General features: G+C 57.5%; 15 protein-coding genes, 1 tRNA gene and 2 pseudogenes. 3 read left to right on the forward strand and 15 right to left on the reverse strand.

Going from position 1 to position 15,435, the window contains the following annotated elements; genetic code table 11:
* Positions 1 to 61 precede the first annotated feature (61 nt).
* The 3 genes from C8265_RS04685 to C8265_RS04695 form a co-directional block, all read right to left on the reverse strand.
* Complete coding sequence (locus tag C8265_RS04685; RefSeq protein WP_108482817.1) at positions 62 to 886, reverse strand: hypothetical protein; 825 nt, start codon at positions 884 to 886, stop codon at positions 62 to 64.
* Positions 887 to 1,003: 117 nt separating this feature from the next.
* Complete coding sequence (locus tag C8265_RS04690; protein ID WP_108482818.1) at positions 1,004 to 2,383, reverse strand: TolC family outer membrane protein; 1,380 nt, start codon at positions 2,381 to 2,383, stop codon at positions 1,004 to 1,006.
* Between the two features lie 28 nt (positions 2,384 to 2,411).
* On the reverse strand, positions 2,412 to 3,065 hold the full coding sequence (locus tag C8265_RS04695) for a protein-L-isoaspartate O-methyltransferase family protein (RefSeq protein WP_108482819.1): 654 nt from the start codon (positions 3,063 to 3,065) through the stop codon (positions 2,412 to 2,414).
* A gap of 141 nt (positions 3,066 to 3,206) precedes the next feature.
* On the opposite strand from C8265_RS04695, the gene C8265_RS04700 reads away from it, so the two are divergent.
* A tRNA-Cys gene (locus C8265_RS04700) sits at positions 3,207 to 3,280 on the forward strand.
* Positions 3,281 to 3,342: 62 nt separating this feature from the next.
* On the opposite strand, the gene C8265_RS04705 is transcribed toward C8265_RS04700, so the two are convergent.
* From C8265_RS04705 to C8265_RS19685, 10 genes and pseudogenes are all read right to left on the reverse strand, one after another.
* A complete protein-coding gene (locus C8265_RS04705) occupies positions 3,343 to 4,419 on the reverse strand; it encodes a tyrosine-type recombinase/integrase (protein WP_108482985.1) in 1,077 nt (358 codons plus the stop codon).
* Positions 4,420 to 4,795: 376 nt separating this feature from the next.
* Positions 4,796 to 6,016 carry a type II toxin-antitoxin system HipA family toxin gene (locus tag C8265_RS04710; RefSeq protein WP_108482820.1) on the reverse strand — a complete coding sequence of 407 codons (1,221 nt, stop codon included), beginning with the start codon at positions 6,014 to 6,016 and terminating at the stop codon, positions 4,796 to 4,798.
* Positions 6,009 to 6,311 (reverse strand): helix-turn-helix transcriptional regulator, encoded by a 303-nt coding sequence (locus C8265_RS04715; RefSeq protein WP_240610978.1) that lies wholly within the window; start codon positions 6,309 to 6,311, stop codon positions 6,009 to 6,011. Before C8265_RS04715 ends, C8265_RS04710 begins: the two co-directional genes overlap by 8 nt.
* A gap of 283 nt (positions 6,312 to 6,594) precedes the next feature.
* Positions 6,595 to 7,170 carry a PIN domain-containing protein gene (locus C8265_RS04720; RefSeq protein ID WP_108482821.1) on the reverse strand — a complete coding sequence of 192 codons (576 nt, stop codon included), beginning with the start codon at positions 7,168 to 7,170 and terminating at the stop codon, positions 6,595 to 6,597.
* Complete coding sequence (locus C8265_RS04725) at positions 7,167 to 7,631, reverse strand: helix-turn-helix domain-containing protein (RefSeq protein WP_096789485.1); 465 nt, start codon at positions 7,629 to 7,631, stop codon at positions 7,167 to 7,169. The genes C8265_RS04720 and C8265_RS04725 overlap by 4 nt, the downstream gene beginning before the upstream one ends.
* Before the next feature lie 281 nt (positions 7,632 to 7,912).
* Complete coding sequence (locus C8265_RS04730; protein WP_108482822.1) at positions 7,913 to 9,205, reverse strand: type II toxin-antitoxin system HipA family toxin; 1,293 nt, start codon at positions 9,203 to 9,205, stop codon at positions 7,913 to 7,915.
* A complete protein-coding gene (locus C8265_RS04735) occupies positions 9,205 to 9,450 on the reverse strand; it encodes a helix-turn-helix domain-containing protein (RefSeq protein ID WP_025059995.1) in 246 nt (81 codons plus the stop codon). Before C8265_RS04735 ends, C8265_RS04730 begins: the two co-directional genes overlap by 1 nt.
* A 97-nt stretch (positions 9,451 to 9,547) precedes the next feature.
* The gene (locus C8265_RS04740) at positions 9,548 to 10,411 is read right to left on the reverse strand and encodes a hypothetical protein (protein WP_108482823.1); all 864 of its coding nucleotides are present in this window, start codon (positions 10,409 to 10,411) and stop codon (positions 9,548 to 9,550) included.
* A gap of 352 nt (positions 10,412 to 10,763) precedes the next feature.
* Positions 10,764 to 11,132 (reverse strand): annotated as a pseudogene (locus C8265_RS19680) (tyrosine-type recombinase/integrase); the annotation flags it as partial.
* 15 nt (positions 11,133 to 11,147) lie between these two features.
* A complete protein-coding gene (locus C8265_RS19685; protein WP_240610990.1) occupies positions 11,148 to 11,516 on the reverse strand; it encodes a site-specific integrase in 369 nt (122 codons plus the stop codon).
* Between the two features lie 28 nt (positions 11,517 to 11,544).
* On the opposite strand from C8265_RS19685, the pseudogene C8265_RS19630 reads away from it, so the two are divergent.
* Positions 11,545 to 11,730: pseudogene (locus C8265_RS19630) on the forward strand (integrase core domain-containing protein); the annotation flags it as partial.
* A gap of 167 nt (positions 11,731 to 11,897) precedes the next feature.
* Here the strand turns inward: C8265_RS19630 and C8265_RS04755 are convergent.
* Complete coding sequence (locus C8265_RS04755; protein ID WP_108482825.1) at positions 11,898 to 12,764, reverse strand: 50S ribosomal protein L11 methyltransferase; 867 nt, start codon at positions 12,762 to 12,764, stop codon at positions 11,898 to 11,900.
* A 131-nt stretch (positions 12,765 to 12,895) separates the two neighbouring features.
* Complete coding sequence (msrA, locus tag C8265_RS04760) at positions 12,896 to 13,552, reverse strand: peptide-methionine (S)-S-oxide reductase MsrA (protein ID WP_108482826.1); 657 nt, start codon at positions 13,550 to 13,552, stop codon at positions 12,896 to 12,898.
* Positions 13,553 to 13,707: 155 nt separating this feature from the next.
* Here msrA and rimO point away from each other — a divergent pair, with 155 nt between their 5' ends.
* Complete coding sequence (rimO, locus tag C8265_RS04765; RefSeq protein ID WP_108482827.1) at positions 13,708 to 15,084, forward strand: 30S ribosomal protein S12 methylthiotransferase RimO; 1,377 nt, start codon at positions 13,708 to 13,710, stop codon at positions 15,082 to 15,084.
* Positions 15,085 to 15,435: the final 351 nt, after the last annotated feature.

Consider the following 15,435-nt stretch of genomic DNA (forward strand, 5'->3'; position numbering starts at 1 on the left):
CATCGCGCCGCGTTCGCCGATTATGTCGTTTGATAACCGCGATACTGCCGATCAGGCAAATCTATTCGAAATCTCTGATCGAAATCGCGCGCATGATTTCGCGGCGTACCAATTTGCGTACGTTGCGGGTGATCCGTTCTCCCAGCGCGCCCTGAAGCTCATCGCGCACGATTTCGGCCACCATGTCGCGCAGTGTCTCTTCATCAATGATCTTATCATCACTGGAAAACACAAATTCCTGCTCGGGCTTGGCAGTCGCTTCCTTGCGGTGATGTTCCGCTTCCAGAACCTGCACCGTATCTTCTGGCGTTGACCGGGCCGTTGAAACGGTCACGCTCTCGTCAGACCACATTTGCCCATGGGCCACGTGGGCCTCTTCCGGGGCTGTGGTGGCCCGGTCTTGTTTTTGTGCAGTTGCGTCCGGTGAAGGGGCTTTTGCAGCCTCCTGATCATCGCCGGCGCTGTCGGCCTCTTCCATCATTTCGCTGACCAGCACATCCAACCCGGACGTGTCGTCATTCGCCAGACCTTCGGTAGGTTGAAACAGCACTTTGGTCGGTCGATGTTGCGACGTGTCTTCGCTGCCATCGGGTTCATATTCGTTTGCCTGGGCGGTTACCGCGGCCTCAAGTTCGGCAATGCGCCGTTCAAGGGTCTGTGTGTAATCCTGTGCCAGATCTTTCAACTGTGCCGCGCTGACCAGTTCTGGGGTTGGCGGGATGCGCAAATCATCGGTCAGCACCAGCTTGTTATCCGACTTTCGCGGCGCGCCCCCCTGCCCTTGCGCATCAGGTTTGCGCCGCGCACGGGAGGTATCCACCGAAACCAATCGCCGGATCGAGGATAATACGTCTTCGATTTCCACATTCGTCACGGGGTCGGACATTGTTCTGCCTCTGCTGCTCCGGGTCCAAGTGTAAACCTTGTGGCCTGTTCGCACAACCGATTGAACAACCAAATGGTTTCGAAGCCGTTAGTCGGCTCAAAAACCAACCAGCTGCGCTTAGTTTTTGCCCAAAGACTTCAACACACGGTCCAGTTTTTCACCCTGCGGGCTGACAAACCGCGTCGGCGCGTCGCGCACAGCGTTATAATACGCCGCCGGATCATATGTGACAATTCCCAAGCCCAGATGTTCAACCGTCAGCAGACCCATGGCCGACAACAAGCTGTACACCGACAAGACCCGGTCTGTTTCTGCCGTAATCTGGGCGGCCCGTGCATCCAACAGCTCTTGTTCGGCGTTCAGCACATCCAGAGTGGTGCGCGCGCCCAATGTTGCCTCTTCCTGCACCCCGCGAAATGCCACGGTCGAGGCGCGCACCTGCTCTTGGCTGGCTTGCAAGCTGGCCTGCGCGACGGCCAGAAAGGCCCAGGCATTGCCGACGTTCTGATCGACTGCATGGCGGGTTTGATGCAGGGTGGCCCGAACGCCATCGCGGCGAGCCTGGGCCTGACGCATCGCCGATGACAGCGCCCCGCCCTGATAAATTGTCCCCCCCAACCGAAGCCCAAGAGACGACGTATTGTTGAGGTCTTCATCGACCCCGATCTGCCCCTGCAGGGTCAACCTGGGTTTCATCGCCGATTCGGCGCGTGCAATGTTCAATTCAGCCACTGTGACCAACCGCATGGCGCGCCGAATCTCCGGATGAGTGCGACGGGCAACAGCTGTTGCATCGTCAAGGGTGCGCGCGGTCTTTGGCGGGGTTGGCGGCGCACTCAGATCACCGGGATACCGCCCCACGGCCAGACGATACGCCTCGCGCGCCTGGGCCAGATTGCCGATCGCGGCCGCAAGGCCCGCCTGTGACGCCGCCAGGCGCGATTCGGCGATGGCCACATCGGTGCGGGTCACTTCGCCCACTTCAAACCGATCCCGCGCGGCGCGCAATTCCTGTTGAATCAGGCGCACGTTGCTTTGCCGCAAATTGACCTGCGCCGAACTGTTGCGCACGCTTAAAAACGCATCGACGGCATTGAACAACACCTGCATTTCAACGCCGATCAGCGCCTCACGCGTGGCCAGAACCGTTTCCTTGGCCGCCTCGATGGCCAATCGCGATGCCCCGAAATCAAACAAAAGCTGTTGCAGGGACAGGCTCAGGTTGCTGTTCAGCTGGCCCGATCCGGTGGTCCAGGAATAGTTATAGGTCGAGGTGCCCAGATACGAGATAACCGGGCGCAAGGTTGAAACCGCCTGCGCCACATCCTCGTCAGCGGCACGCAAGGTGGCGCGATTTTGTTCCAGCAGTCCGCTGTGGCGATAGGCGCCGATCAACGCATCGGTCAATGTCTCTGCACGCGATAACGTTGGCGCGAAAATACCCGTGGCAAGCACCGATAACGACACCAAGCCTGCTGCAATCCGATTCATTCTCATTTTGGCATCCCTTGCCCCAACGGCGTGTTTAAAGTTGAAAGGCCAGCGCCCGGTCAAATCCGGGCAAGACAGGCGCAGTGGCGTCAAAGGCATAACGCCAGGACATTTGCCCATCCACCTTATACCCAATCCGGCACACACCTGACGCCCCATCCTGAAACAGACAGGCAATGCGGCCCCCTTCATTCAGTTGCTCAAGAATGGCCTGGGGCACCTGTTCAACCCCGCCCTGTATGATGATTGCATCATACGGTCCATGTTTTGGCGATCCGTCAATCAGTGGCCCTTCGATGACGGCAACATTATCAGCACCCGCATCCGACAATGCGCCCGCAGCGTCCTGCGCCATGGAGGGGTCTTCCTCAATGGCAACCACCGCCTCGGCCAACCGCGACAAGATTGCCGACGAATATCCATAGCCACAGCCAAGATCCAACACCAACTCGCCGGGATTCAGATCCAGCGCATCAAGCATTTTCGCCAGAATCCGCGGATCCAGAATAACCCGGCCGCCCCCCACATCGATATGCTCACCGACATAGGCCGCCTCGCGTTTCGCGTTTGGCACGAATGCCTCACGTGGAACCGTCAACATCGCATTGATGATCGGGAATTTCGTAACATCCGACGGACGGATTTGTGTATCAACCATCATGGTGCGGCGTCTGGTGAAATCGTTCATGGACTAAACTCATCCGTTCGTTCTGGGTTGAACTTGGTTTGACACGATTTGTGGCACTGGGCAACAGGTTGCGCACACGCACCCTTGCAACGCGCCGCGCGCGTGATATAGAGCGCACTATAACCCGGACCCAGGGTCGTCGGCGAGTTGGCGGAGTGGTTACGCAGCGGATTGCAAATCCGTGTACACCGGTTCGATTCCGGTACTCGCCTCCATTTAAAAACAATCACTTACATCACTCCTTGCCGTGTTTGAGGCCCCGCGTTTACAGGGGCATTTACATTTTTGTGTCTTGAGACAGTGATTTTGCTCGATTGAGCTTGCGCAAAACCGCATCGCTTTCGTCCGGGCTAACCTGCGCATAATGCTCGATTACCTGCGCCGCGTAGCGAACCGACCACCCCATCAGCACCGCAATCTGGCGCAAAGACAGATCGGCATTTAGCAATCTTGTCGCCGCCGTCCCGCGCGTATCAGACAGAGTCTTCTCCCTGCCGTCGATCCAAGGGGGGATCTGAGCTTCGCGCCGCCACTTGGTGATCTGGTTTGATGCCCAACGGGCCGTCAAAGGCCTGCCAAGCTCTGACACCAGCAACACCTCTTGGCCTTCCAGCGTCTCTGCGATCAATTTCTCAAGGGCTGATGTGGCAGGGATATATGCGATCTGGCCGCGCTTACTGGTCCTGAAACGAAGGCGCTTGCCGTGCGGCGTGTCTTCGAATTGGTCCATCTTGACCTGAACCAGATCAGCAGCTCGCAAACCGGTTTCGCATCCTGCGGTCAGGATCCTCTGCACCCATTTCGGCGCAAATTTGTTGAACTGGGCGATGTCGCCACTCGTCCAGATGATTTCTGTGCGGTTCGATTGGTAGAGCTTCTTGAGCTTGTGACAGTGATGCTCTTTCAGCTTCCCCTCTTCCACCGCCCAATTGAGGACGCGCGTCGCATGGGTGCCCGCCATATCGTGCTGCTTGGGCGAATGAAGCCACTTCTTGCGCCAATTATTAACCTCGCCGCGCGAGGCGCGCTCTTCGAACATCGCGACAGGATCTGCACCGAACTCTTCGCGAAACAGTTCCAGCCATTTGCGGATATCAGCCTTTGAACGCTCAGCTTTAGGCAGGGACGCACTGGACAGAAAATCGTCGACCAAGTGAGTCGTCAGATATTCAGCCGGGCTCACAGGAGTACCGCACTGTGAAAACGCATGGAAGAATTCGGGCTCTTTGGGGTTCGGGTCCGTCCCTTCCCAAAATTTGGGGCCACCCCGCCAAGCATAGAAATGGTAGCGAACACCGGACACGACCTTGCGCCGGACACGGTGGACGCCCTTGGTGAGGTTACTTCTGGGCACGGCGCGCTCTCCGCTGTGCAACGAGGCTCGGTTGCGAAGTGGCCTCGCGTTCTGCCGCGCTAATGCCCTGAACAGCATCCAATCGCGCGCGGATGAGTTTCGGGTCATACCACCCGCGCCGCCCTGGCACCGGAGCGATACCCGTCCTACGGCAGAAGTCATAGAAGGACGCGCTCGGCTCACTGTAGCCGAAGAGAAGCGCGAGCTCTGGGGTCGGAATCAGCTGAATATGGCTTGGGCTCATTTTTCAGCCCTCTCACCCACGGCTTCTTGACGCGACATGGCTGCTCGCAAACAAGACACCACCTGAGCGCCCTGTGAGCGTAAGTTCCGCACAAACGGCTTTCGGTCAATCCAATTCAACAGCGGCCCCAGTTCACGCTCGCGCCAGATCCGCTTCCTCGTGCTCGAAGGCTGTTGCCATCTCCCTGATCTCGCGCTCCGGAGCGCCCAATGTATGGGCAACGTCACGCCAAGCCATCGTCGCTTCGGCTACCTCAGCGATGATGTGATCTGCCTCCTTGCGTTCGAGAAGATAGGATTCATGTTGTGCGCGGTGCAGGGCGATACTGGCATCCGGGTTGTCGTCATCAACGTAGCTTTTGAGCACGCGTGGTTGGTTCGGCACAGGGTTGATGTCGTAGACCGGTGAGAGGTGCCAGCCGCCACGCCCTCGCAGAAATCCGTGATTGCGCATATGGTCATCGAGGTTCGTGACGAGAATGGAAAAGGCCACCCGCCGGTAGAGTTCCTCGCGATCTCGGTCGGGCGTCACGCTTTCGGAAGTGATAATATCGGCTAGGTCCAAATAGCTGTAGCTTTCGCCGTCTTTGCCGCCCAGCATCGCCATGGCAGAGATGAACGGGATCCTGCAGTCATCGTTCCGGTCAAACCGATGGGACAAGAAAACCGGCTTGTCGTCAACCATCTCAAGCGTGTGATCTGAAACCGTAATTCCGGCGCGTCTTGCCAGTTCCAAAGCGACTGCTTCCCAGCGTTCCACGCAATAGGTATCCGTCTCTTTCGGGAACTTGGCGACAGAAAGACGTCCGTGCTGGTCAAGGATGCTGGCCTTCGGCCGTGCGCCACCTAGCGAGCTTCCCGGTGCAAACAGCATCTTGAGGTCCTCAGCGGTCTCCTCCCCGCGCAGAACGCGCTGAGACGCATGAAGCAAATCCCCGAGGCTCACGAGCGCAGGCACGCCGATGCCTTCGCGCGCTTGGAACTCGCCATCAACCCTGAAGCGCAGCGCACCCAAACGGGTTTCGTCATTCACCCCAAGCAGGTAGTCGGTTTCTTGCAGCACTCTCGGACGTCGTCCCTCGGCCTCTGCCATGCGCCCCTCATAGCGCCGCATGACCGTTCTACCCCAGGTATCTGGGGCAGAATCCCCAAGCGGTGCAAGCATATCCTGCCCAGCTTCCGGCACGAATTGCCCTTTAACGAGAGGCATGTTTGGCGAAAGCCCGAAGGCATTTTCGTCGGCTAGCCAGTCGTCATGATAGGTAAAGGATACCCGCTCTCGGCCGCGCCCCGCTGTGCGGTGAAGCGTGCCAACCCGTTTCAGCCCCTTCCAGTCGATCCAGACCTCAACCATTTTTCAGTCTCGCACGCTGCGGGAGGTCATCCAGGGCCATCTGCTCGCCGACCGGGTCATCGAGATCCCCCCATCCCTTCAGAAGGCCAAGCGCCTGCAACACGGCCACGTAAGTGCCGATCTTGACTGCGGGGTTGCCGCTTTCGATCTTGGCGATGGTCTGCCGCGTTGTGCCAGCGCGCTGCGCGACAATCTCGGCGGTCAGTTTGCGGCGCAGTCTCGCAACACGAATGTTTTCCCCAAGTGTCACGAGCTCCTTACGCGCCGCCCTAGGCATTTTGATCGGAACAGCCACAATGATACCTCCAAGTGACACTAAGCGGCTGTATGTTACGATGAGAAAACATTAATGTCAATTTTTGCTCTGTAAAACGACAACCCTACGCTCCCGCTCAAGCCACATTTTATGTTATCTCTGCATTACATTGAGCAGCACAATGTTACGCAAAGGAAGCATTAAATGGCAGATCCGCGCCCCAAAGCCGGTCGAACGCCAGAAGCAGCGGTATCCTAACCTCAGAAACACGGGGTGTTTTTGAGATATGAATATCCTTATCTCAAATCGCCCCACATTCCGGCTACAGTAGCTCTACGTATTGGTGCAAAATTTCAGCGCTTTGAAATAGTTCTCGAGCCTTGATCCGCTGCAATAATGCTTCGGCGTCCATATCAGGATTTTTGAGCCGCTCACGCATTTTCCTCAGGGCAACTACAGCTGCGAGTGGGTCAAGTTCGATTGCATCAGAAATACACTCGTCGGCCGAGATTGCATCGATGTCAAAAGGCGCGAGTGCTTCGCTTGGGTAATCCTTAAGGTTTTCCGTCACAATTACCTGAGCGGATGTCGTGATTGCCGCAGCAAGAACATGGCGGTCATCAGGATCAGGCAACTCCAGACCGGATTCAAGCCCAGCATACCCAGTAACGCATGCTTCGGGGAAAGCGCGCTCCATTGCTGAACGCTGCTTGTTAGTGTCAGCCCTGCCCTTAGTAATCTTGGCTATTGCACCGGCAGTCTCATCCATAATTCTATCGCTCCACCGGGGCCGGAAAAATCCGGCCTCGGCCAGCGACAAGATTATGTTTCTGCGCATCGCGCACGCCAGAACATTTGCGTCAATCAGTGCCGTGAAACGATCGGCATAGTCACTCATAAAAGATCGTTCTCCATGTCCATTGCCGCGAGGTCAGACAGTGCGTCAGAACGATCAGTGTCGCGTTTCTTTTTGTATTCAAACAGATCTGCTGCTTTCACACGGCGATGGCGACCTGTTTTGAAGAAGGCGATTTCCCCGTCTTCTAGAAGTTTCACCAGGTGTGGGCGAGATACGTTCAACAAATCGGCCGCTTGCTGGGTCGTCAGCTCCGCATCCACAGGGATCATCCGAAACCCTCTGCCGCTTGAAACCAACCGCAATAGCTCCATCAATGATGCCGCGAGGGCTGGAGCCAACGTCACAGGTTCAATCTGCTTCTCGCCGAATGCCAGACTCAGCTCAACCGCCTCATCACCGTTCACTTGCGAGGCAAGGATGCGGCGAAGACTGTCAGCATTTTCAATTTCAACCTGATCCGGCAAACGTTCTGCGAACGCTTCTTTTGCTTGCATCATCATGAGTTCTCTCCTTTTCCTACGATGGGATCTTGCGTCCCATTCGCAATATTCAAAATAAACGAAATAAACGTAAATTCAAGCAATGCTTCGTTCACAAAATGAAGATCTTCCGAGGCTGGTTAAACTTCTCGCGACGGAACGACCTCGAATTCCGAGCCAAACCGCATCGCCTGCGATCATCTCTTCACTCACGCCTGCAGCCCCTCGCGCGCACCTGCTCAGGCCTCATCAGCTTTGAAGCTATGATCTATCGATCATAAAGTGGAAATATGATCTGTGGGTCATACGGCATGAAAGGCAATCGCCCGGCGTCGTATGCCAGCGGCAATGGCTTCCGCCAAAGGCTGTGGAAACCCATCCGGCAGGTCTGCGAGTGTCTTGTCCAAGGCGGGTTCAAGCTCTGACGCGATGTTCGACAAGACTTCTTCCGCCAACGCCACACCGTAGCCCGCCGTCTTCGCAGCCTGCAGGAAATGGCGCGGCACGACCTCATTGATCCGGTAGTGTCCGTCGACCGCCATCGCGAGACGCATCCGTTTCTGGCGGATTTGACCGTCATCCACCGCTTTCTGGGCGCTCAGGACGTCATAAAGTGGGGTCATAAGGAAACCACCAGGGCGCAAAGCGATGCTGAAATTCTTGGCGTGCCCGTCCGTCGCTCCCAGGAGCCAAAACAGCACCTGCGCGCGGAAGAAGGCGCGCTGATCCAGCTCGGGGTCATCACTGCCCTTCAGCAACCCGACCCCTTCGGTGATCCCCGGCCCGCCATCCATTTGGTACTTTTGACTGGGTGGGACCGAGAGCGCCTGACAAAAGTCTTCCTGCGGGAGGCGGATCAAGCGACCATCCTTGGTCCAGCGCCGATCGAACCGCGTCACGACAAGGCTTCGCACGTTTTCGAAGTCGGCAATCTCGACCTCCGCCACATCCATGCCCATGGCGCGGCAAAAGCTCATGCAGAAAAATTCGTTCTCGACGCTGTCAGACAAATCGATCCCTGCGGGCAGAACGCCAAGCTGCGTCTTGAGGATATGAGTTGTTGGGGTGAGCCCCGATGGACGGATCCACGCGCCCTCGTGGCGTAGCAGCGCCGTTTTCTCCTGCGCCCCTGCGATAGAGATGCGGAAGTCGTCTTCCTCATCCAGGCCGAGCGGAGCACTTGCGAGGTTGCGTAACATATCCGCAATCTGTGCCTCAGAAACGGGCTCGCCCTCGAGCACGCCAACCTCGGGGATCTCACCCGAAACGAACTGCAAGGCCCCCACACAATCGCGGCCGATCTTCTCCAGCATGTGCCATGCGTCCGTGCCGCCTGCACGCACCCGTGCGGCAACGCGCTCTCGTATCGCCTGATTGTCCGGCAGCAGGTTTTCCAAGTAGGCGATTACGGGGCCGCCCTGGTGTGCCTCTTCACGCAAAGGCAGCGAAAGCGAGATAGGCATGGCATGTTCCCATGCCAACCATTCCGGATCATAGGTAAAGCTGATCGCGCCTGAACCAGCGAGACGCAAAGCCCCCACCAACCGTCCGTTCAGAAGCACTTGCATCGTGCCACTACGCCCGTGTTTGGCCATCAGAAGATATCCTCAATCTCAAGCGAGCCACCGCGCTCCACCAATCGGAACTCAAGCCCAAGTGCCGCCATGACAGCGAGCACTGTGGCGAGCTTCGCTCCCGCGTCGCCATTCTCGAGCGACGAAATCGTCGCGACGCGTAAATTCGTGCGCGCGCTGATATCGCTTTGGGTCCAGCCGCGCGCTTTGCGCGTCCGGCGAAGTGCTTCGCCGATCTGCTCGGCCGTTCGTGCTGTGAGGTCCATGATGCGGCTCCTTTTACGGCATAGCGTAAATCAAAACAAATTACGCTGCAACGTAAATATTCAATTTTTACGCCATAGCGTAACAATCGAGCCGCACTCATGCCTGCAGCCCCGCAGCTCGAACCTGCTCAGGCGTCACCAGCTTCGATGCAATTAAGTCCTCGATCTGCCGGTTGGTGATGTGGCGGCACAAGGGATGGCGCTCGTGGATCCATTCGGCGAGGCTCGCACGACCTTTGGCTTCGGCCTCTCGCGCCTTCTCGCGGTCGACCTGGATTTGGGCAAGCCCCTTCTCCCATCGGCGCATCTTGAACCAATTGTCCGAGAAACAAACCTTGCTGCGCGTATAGCCTTCGCTTTCCTTGGCATAGGCTTTGACCGCCTGCAGAAGGTCATCGGGTGTCACTCCGGCCATCGCAGCCGCTGCGATCAAACGCAGACTGGTCCGCCGGTCTCGGATCCTGTCCTCGGGATAGGCCGCCAAGATCTTCTCAGTTTCAAGATCTTCAACCTCCTCCGCCGCCTCGCGCCTGCGCGTAGGTGGTTTATGGATGGTTTTAGGATGGTTTGGGGTCCACCGTGAACCCCGTACCCCGTTCACCGTGGACCCCGTACCGGGTTCAGGCTGGACGGGGTTCACAGTGACCCCCGTCTCAATGTCGGGCTCGGCCGTGGGTTCGAGCGCGGCCACGCGCTCCAGAACGATACGGTAAATGACCGTATAGCCGTTCTTGCAGTGCCGCCGCCCCGTCTCCATCAAGATGCCTTCACGCAGAAAGTCGATGATGGTGCGCTTCACCGTGCTCTCGCTGAGCTCTGTGTGGCGCTGGATCGTCCCCTTGGAGCACCAGATCCCCGAGCCGTCATCGCTCGCCTTGTCGGCCAGGAACATGATGATCTGCTTGCGCGCGGCGCTGCCAAAGCGGCGCTCGGCGCATTCATTTGCGATACGCCAGCTCATGATCTCACCTCCAATTGGGTTGAGGTCAGACCGAAAATGCCGTAGGTATTGGGACGGAAATATTCTTCTATGCCGTTGAGGTGGGTGGCCGCCCCCTCAGCGGTTTTTCTTTGCCCTTTCGCCAGAGCAAGAGCCTGTGAAAAACCGTTTACTTGGGCCTCGTAACCTATTGAAAAGTGACCCTGAACGAAACAAGTCCGTTTACAATTTTTCCCTTTGAAATCAACAAAATTTTCCGGATTGCAAATCCGTGTACACCGGTTCGATTCCGGTACTCGCCTCCAATGTTTTCAATGACTTGCGTCATAGCTACGCTCCTTGCGTCTGATTTTTGAAACACGTGTTGAAACATTCATGTTTCCTTCTTGTTCTGTTCAAAGCGATTCCGGGCATCTTGTGCCCGCGTTGCCAATTCGCGCTGGCGGACCTTTCCTCCATATTTTTTCAGCATCTCGACACCAGAGTGACCAGTCACAGCCTTCACCATCTCGTCGTCGCAACCTGACTGATAGAGTTCGATTGTCGCGTTCTTGCGCAGCCCGTGGGTGACGTATTTAGCCGCGTCTGGATGTTCCATTGCGGCCTTCACGCTGCGCATTTCTTCGGCCACAGTGCGATAGCGAACGGGGCGGACCGCCTTGTCGATAATGAGTGTCAGGCCCTTTTTCTCGACAGTCGCCAGATAAGCCTTGAGCCCATCCGTCAATGGTATCCACAAGGGTTTGTCGGTCTTGCCCTAGGTGAAGTCATAGGCCTTGCACTTGATATGGCCCCAGCGAATTTGCACCACGTCACCGGTTCGCTGGCCCGTACCAATGCACAATTCATAGACCAACCGAGAGCGTGCCGTTGCAGCCGCTTCAAACTCGACCCGCACATCATCCGGCCAGGGTTCACAGCCTTCGCTTTCCTGCTTAAACAGCGGGATGTCTTTGGCCGGGTTGCCATGCTCTTTCTTGAGAAATCCAACCAGGCGCGCGTGGTTCATCAAGACAACCATCACCTGCACCAGATAGTTCGCCTGCCGCCACCGATCCGCATTGGCGCGGTGCAGTTCAATGGGTCCTGCCCCTACAGCCAGCTTTGCGTGCCAAAAGTCGCTCAAGCAACCACTTGACGACTATAGGAGCTTCAACGCCGCCGTCGAGACATTCTCCAAAACGATCAAGGCCGAGCTGATATGGCGGCGGTCATGGGAAACGCGAAGGCAGGCTGAAATGGCGATCTCCGAATAAGTCAACGGGTTCTATAACCCGCGACGACGTCACTCAGCACTCGGCTGGAAAAGCCCCGTCACTTTCGAACGAAAGGTGGCCTAAACGAACACTTGGGGCGGAACGAAAGCGCGACAGGTCCAAGAAGTAAAACATATCCCAGTTCCGGCGTCCCGTGGCGGTTTCTTTTCAACAGCAAGTTAACGTTACAAAGATGGCAAAAAATCAGAGGGCTGGGGCAAATTCGACAAATAATCCGCCCTGTCCACGCCTCATCGCTGCAGTGTGAGCGTCGTCCACTCCCCGATATCTTCGCGGTGATGCAAGGCAAAACCGCTCTGGACGTAGGCGGCAATCACATCTTCTGCCTGTTCAATCAGGATACCAGACAGAATCACAAATCCACCCGGTGCCGTGTGCTCTGCGACCGATGGTGCCAGATCAATCAACGGCCCCATCAGGATGTTGGCAAATACCAGATCAAAGGGCGCGCCATCACGCAACGTCGGGTGATCAAACCCCGCCGCCTCGACACAAATCAACTTGTCAGCCAAGCCATTTACGGCGGCATTGGCAACGGCAACTTCCACCGCGACCGGGTCAATATCGCTGGCCATCACGCTGCGTGGCCAGACCTTTGCCGCGGCCATTGCCAAAACCGCTGTGCCACAGCCGATATCGGCCACATTCCGTGCCTCAAATCCGTCCGTCATCAACCTGTCCAGCGCGCGCAGACAGCCCAATGTGGTGCCGTGATGCCCCGTACCAAACGCCATCGCGGCCTCGATCAACAGCGCCACAGCATCGGGCGGCACCTGATCGGCATCATGACTCCCATAAACAAAAAATCGCCCCGCCTGCACCGGCACCAGTTCGCGCCGCACCTTGGCCACCCAATCGGTTTCGGGCAATTCGCTGATCGCGAAGGGTTTCGCGCCATAAGCCGCCGAAAGCAGGCTCAGCGCGATATCATCTGGGGCTTGCGTGAAATAACCGCCAACCTCCCACAGGCCCGATCCGTCTTCCATCTCAAACACGCCGACACCGTCGGGCGCGGGCTCCATTTCCTCCATGGCGTCGGCCATGGCTTGGGCTTTCTGGCCATCTGCAAGGGTGGTTAGGGCAGTAAATGTGGGCATCTTCGCCTCCGATCCATATCAGGGTCGATTACGCGTCGAAAAGCCAAGGGTCAATCGCCGCCATTTCTGTTTTTAAAATATCCTCGGGGGGAGGCCGAAGGCCGGGGGGGCAGACAGCCCCCCTTTTCCACTTACCCCGATACGCCGGTTCCTATGGGGCACGACACGCCGGTACCGCCGATGCCACAATACCCGCCGGGATTTTTTGCCAGATATTGCTGATGATAGCCTTCGGCAAAATAGAATGGCGGCGCTGGCAATATTTCGGTTGTGATCGTTCCGTATCCGGCATCGCGCAATTGTGGGGCAAACCGATCACGGCTCGCCTTGGCGGCGGCGGCCTGCGCATCGTCATAGGTATAAATGCCAGACCGATACTGTGTGCCGCGGTCGTTGCCCTGGCGCATCCCCTGGGTTGGATCATGCCCTTCCCAGAATACCCGCAGCAGCTCATCATAGGAAATCACGCTGGGGTCATAGATTATCCGGACCACTTCGTTGTGGCCGGTTTTTCCCGAACAAACCTCATCATAGGTGGCATTCGGCGTATACCCGCCGGCATACCCCGCCATGGTCAGATGGACGCCCGGCAGTTTCCAGAACATCCGCTCCACGCCCCAGAAACAGCCCATGCCAAACATCGCCTGTTCCATCCCCGGCGGCACATCGTCAGTCAGGGGCCGGTCAAACACGAAATGGGTTTTCGCGGTCGGGATGGACGCGGCACGTCCGGGCAAGGCCGCATCTGGTGCGACCATATCGGTGGTTTTCTTTTGAAAAAGAAACATTGGCGTCTCCTGTCTATGCTCAGCTTTATATAGGGGCCAATCGCCGCTCTTCCACCATGGCCCGCTGCGCGCCATGAAACGGTGGAATTGGATATTTTCAGCAAGAAAATGCAAGAAGTGTTTGCCTGACGCACGCGGCGGTGTATGGGGCAAGGATGGCTCAGAATCCCCCAAACCTTCGCCCCGATCTTGCCCCCGCTGCCCGTCTGGGCAATGGCGCGCGCGCCGGACAACCGACCATCGGCATGGTGTCGCTGGGCTGTCCCAAGGCATTGGTCGATAGTGAACGGATTTTGACCCGGTTGCGCGCCGAAGGATACGGCATTTCGCCCGATTATTCCGGCGCCGATGCGGTGATCGTCAACACCTGTGGATTTCTCGATTCCGCCAAGGCCGAATCGCTTGAGGCAATTGGCGAAGCGTTGGCCGAAAATGGCCGGGTGATCGTGACCGGGTGTTTGGGGGCCGAGCCTGATTATATCACCGGCGCGCATCCACGGGTTTTGGCCGTGACCGGACCGCACCAATATGAACGGGTGCTGGATGCCGTCCATGCCGCCGTCCCGCCCAGCCCGGATCCGTTCATTGATTTGTTGCCCGCCACGGGTGTGTCGCTGACCCCGCGCCATTACAGTTACCTGAAAATCTCTGAAGGCTGTAATCACAAATGCAAGTTCTGCATCATCCCCGACATGCGCGGGCGTCTGGTCAGCCGGCCCGCCCATGCGGTCATTCGCGAGGCCGAGCGTCTGGTCACGGCGGGCGTGCGCGAACTGTTGGTGATTTCGCAGGATACCAGTGCGTATGGCGTTGATATCAAACACGCAACCGACAGGGGCCACCGCGCCCATATTACCGATCTGGCGCGCGATCTCGGATCACTTGGGGCATGGGTGCGGCTACATTATGTGTATCCTTACCCCCATGTGCGCGATCTGATTCCGCTGATGGCCGACCCGGCGAACGGGGTCCTGCCTTATCTGGATATTCCGTTTCAACACGCCCACCCGGACGTCTTGCGCCGCATGGCCCGCCCTGCCGCCGCGGCACGCACGCTGGACGAAATCGCCGCCTGGCGCGCCACCTGCCCCGATATCACCCTGCGCAGTACGTTCATCGTCGGGTATCCCGGCGAAACCGAAGCCGAGTTTCAGACCCTGCTGGATTGGCTGGACGAGGCGCAGTTGGATCGCGTCGGCTGTTTTCAGTATGAAAATGTCGATGGTGCGCGGTCAAACGCCCTGCCCGATCATGTGGCACCCGAGGTGAAACAGGATCGTTGGGATCGGTTCATGGCCAAGGCCCAGGCGATTTCCGAGGCGAAACTGGCCGCAAAAGTGGGCAAGCGTCTGGAAGTGATCGTTGATGAAATCGACGCAGACGCCGCCACCTGCCGCACCTGGGCCGACGCGCCCGAAATCGACGGCAATCTGTTCATCGACACGGGCCATGACGCGCTGAACATCGGTGACATTGTGACCGTTGAGGTGGACGAGGCGGGTGAATACGACCTTTGGGGTCGAATCGTCTAGGATCTGACGTCGCAGGCCGTTCATTACGGCCAGAGCTTTTCGTCCGACGCCCGCACCTGCGAAAAACCCAAGGTACAGATTTCGGCCACTGGATTTTTTCCAAGGGGGCGAAAAAGGGTCATGCGCCCTATGCCGGGTCACAGACCAGCCCTTATCCTGCTTGACGTAGCTGTTTCAGACGGCGCGCTGCCGTTGGCCGTGTGCGCGGGCGATCACGGCAGATTCAAATTTCTGTCATGCAACCACCGGTTCTCTGGGAACCAGTCAGCCTGTGAGTGGTTGAATGATCAACGGGCGGTTTGAAATCGCCACACAGCAAAAAAGGAAAACCAAATGCATAGCGTGTTTTAT

Source organism: Oceaniglobus ichthyenteri (assembly GCF_003057885.1).
Taxonomy (GTDB): domain Bacteria; phylum Pseudomonadota; class Alphaproteobacteria; order Rhodobacterales; family Rhodobacteraceae; genus Oceaniglobus; species Oceaniglobus ichthyenteri.